Source organism: Loktanella sp. S4079 (genome assembly GCF_000967725.1).
In the GTDB taxonomy this organism is placed as follows: Bacteria; Pseudomonadota; Alphaproteobacteria; order Rhodobacterales; family Rhodobacteraceae; genus Yoonia.
Genome location: NZ_JXYE01000030.1, coordinates 1 through 3069, shown reverse-complemented (window position 1 = coordinate 3069; position 3069 = coordinate 1). Strand labels below are relative to the sequence as shown.

At 49.7% G+C, this 3069-nt stretch carries 3 protein-coding genes; 1 reads left to right on the top strand and 2 read right to left on the bottom strand.

Annotated elements, in window-relative coordinates:
* A partial coding sequence (locus tag TW80_RS18235; RefSeq protein WP_204218530.1) for a hypothetical protein occupies nt 1–997 on the top strand: 997 nt, incomplete at its 5' end.
* A 363-nt stretch (nt 998–1360) separates the two neighbouring features.
* Here TW80_RS18235 and TW80_RS17465 read toward each other — a convergent pair.
* Nucleotides 1361–1891 carry a hypothetical protein gene (locus TW80_RS17465; RefSeq protein ID WP_052701063.1) on the bottom strand — a complete coding sequence of 177 codons (531 nt, stop codon included), beginning with the start codon at nt 1889–1891 and terminating at the stop codon, nt 1361–1363.
* Between the two features lie 206 nt (nt 1892–2097).
* Nucleotides 2098–3069 (bottom strand): DUF2254 domain-containing protein (locus TW80_RS17460; protein ID WP_052701062.1); only part of this gene is annotated, 972 nt, incomplete at its 5' end.

The following is a 3069-nucleotide window of genomic DNA, read 5'->3' as shown; positions in this document are numbered from 1 at the left end:
GGGACGTTTTGAATACGGGCGCTACCTCAGATCAGGCTACGAGCCTGCGAAAATTCTACCCTTCTCTCTGGACGGACATGCTCCGGTACCTAAACCTGCGAACGCAGAACTTGACGCCATGTTTGATCCAACCACGGACGAGACAAACGCTTTTGCCGAGGCGTTGATAAACGCGACGATCCAATCTCAAGAAACCGCGCTTTTGACTGTCTCTGAGACTTTGGTTGAACCGACACAGCGAATTTTGAACAACACTGGAAACCCAGTAAAAGACGACCATGTGCGAAACTGGCTGTCAATGGAGCGCGAAGCGCCGGGTTCGCAAGAAATGCAATCGCCCACAGAGGCGTTGCGTACTGCCATTGCGATGGCGGACGGAGATCTTCCACCGTCAATTGGTTTCGTCATTGGCCAACTCTGGCGAAAATGGCAAAATACCCTGAGGGCTGGTTTTAATTCGGCGCAGATCAGCCCTGAAACCGCGCGGGCGTTGGTCAACTTTGACGAAGGGTTGAAGCGTTTTTCCTATGGCCCGCCATTGCGGTCTGCAAAAGAACTGATCATGCTCATCGACGCCGAATTGGTTGACCTATGCGCCGCAGATGACCCTAGCGTCAGGTTGATCGAGGAAGGTTGGCAGCTTGTCGACGCAAATAGAGCAATCGCGGTATCAGTGATTGTTGACGCGGTATTGCCTTCACCCACGCTTGTATCGACTGCAGACCCTTTGATCGAAAATTTGATGACAAAAGGGAATATTAGCGCGGTTTGTGAGGGACTGGGCGCACGTACCAAACACGACGGTCAACTGATCGGACAGAACGACAATTCCCCTCCGGGTCTATGTCTGTTGGGGCGTATGTCGCTCGGCAGCGTCATCGCGGTGGATTCAATTCATGATTGTTTTGGAGCAGCCACCAAACGTTGGGCCGACGGAGTTATCTCCCGGGTTGATCGAACGCTACCGCAAAGTTGCGATACATTGGATGATTCATAGCTGTGGAACAAGTGTTGCGCTCACCTCTCGAAGGAGAGTTTCAACGGTCAGTGGCTTTTGGACTATAAGCATGAGCAGACATAGCTTAATGATTGAACCAGCATCATCATAACCGGTGGCCATCACAAATGGGATGTTTTGCGGCGACTGGTTTCGACATTTGAGATACGCGGATTCCGCATCAACTAGATGTGTAAAGCCTACCTCATCTAGGTTCGGCAAAATCAACTTATCCTTACTGGCGCACCTGCGCCATTCCGACAAATGCACGGGTCGCAAACCTTAGCGCTTCGCGACCCTATTGACCTTCGTGGCTTGAATCATCGTTCGGCCAATTTCACAGCTGGCTCTTTATTCGTGAACTCAGAATTGTGCGCCAATAAGTACTTGGGAGCTTTTTTCTGTGACGCGCACACCCAAGGCAATCGCATCAAATGACACGGTGACGACCGCACCGTAGTTGAAGTGAAAGTCATACTCGGGGTCAATATCTGCATAACATTGATAACCAACGGATGAATCGGGGCAATCTGCAACTTTTTCACGCAAACCAGCAAGCACCGCAACATCACCACGAATATTTCGATCGCGGTACACGTTCGTCCCAACCAAAACGTTCGCAGACATCGCTTGCTCTAAATTATTACCGCCATAGGTTGAATCAAGCATAGTACCTTCAATACCCAGATCGAAACCGAAATTCACCGCGCCCGGCTCTGCCAAATGCATAAACCCAATTGAAAATGGCGTATCATCAATCTCGTCGGCTTCAAGGTTGATCGCCTTTCCTACACCAACATAGAGAACGCTTGATGACAATGACTGCGCCTGAACGGCACCAGCCGATACTAATAACAGAGTAATAGTTGAAATGATTGAGGTCGAGAATCGCATTTTTTCCTCTTATTACAGTTAATTACCCCCATTTACGCCTTCCAGGCGTGGCATCAACCTCAAATTTTGCGTAAATACCAGTTGCGAAATTCAGTGAGATATTCTCAACGAATAGGCGCCCCAACTAGCGGAATGTGGGAGCAAATAATCAAAAAGAATAGCGCAGGCACAACACACGCACTCTGATTTACCAGGTCATCGTTTTTTTAATGCGTTTTTAGCTTTGTGATGAGCTGCTGAACGGCTTTATCATTCTCAGCATTGGCTTGCGTGGACAGCTGCGCAAGCAATCGTTCTAGTTCTGCCCGCGCCAATGCATCATCACAGACATATGGCACGCAGCTACCTAATCCAGCGTCTAACATCCGCTCAAATGAAATAGGCGACAAACTGATGTTTCTTGCTGTGATAATACTCAAACCTTCGGTGTTTGCAGATGCTGCAGCAAGGCCAGCCTCTAGCCACTGCATACAACTAATCGCAGTAAATGGATCATTAATACCGGGTGACATCGCCCGGCCAACGATTTCGACCAACTGTTCTACAATGAACAAGATGTTCTGATCTTCGGTTTTGCTTTGCCCCAAGGCGACGCATTGCCTCAACGCCGAACGCTCTTCGTCACATAGCTCTGACGCACCCCAGACTCGCATTACAGGTATTTGAGGGTGAACAAAGACACCCGGGGCAGCCAGTATCTCGACGATCCACTCTCGGTTGGTCGCAATATCGGACAGCCGAGACAAGGCAATTCCGTGAACATAACCCGCGGTGTGCATCACAATATCAACTGACGGCCCGGTTTGTGGCAGAACGGGGGAATAACTATCCTGTGCCTCCAACCGCTTCACCTCGGCGATCAACCGACGCCCAAGCGATGCAATAATATTCGAGACACTGATCGTCTCTGGTACATGATGGACATGATAGATCACTGTAAAAACCGACACTAACGCGAGTATGAGTGCCACAAAGATTGAGACCTGAGGCACAAACATAGTCGCGTCGGCCGCTTGCGGGCTTTGAACCGCGCGCAATATCAGTAGCGAATAGGTGAAGGTCGAAATCAAAATGCCGAGGCTCCACTGATTACCTCGGTCGCGCATGAAGTTGCCAATTAATCGTGGGCCGTATTGGCCAGACGCAAATGTCACAGCAACCATGGTGATGGAAAACAT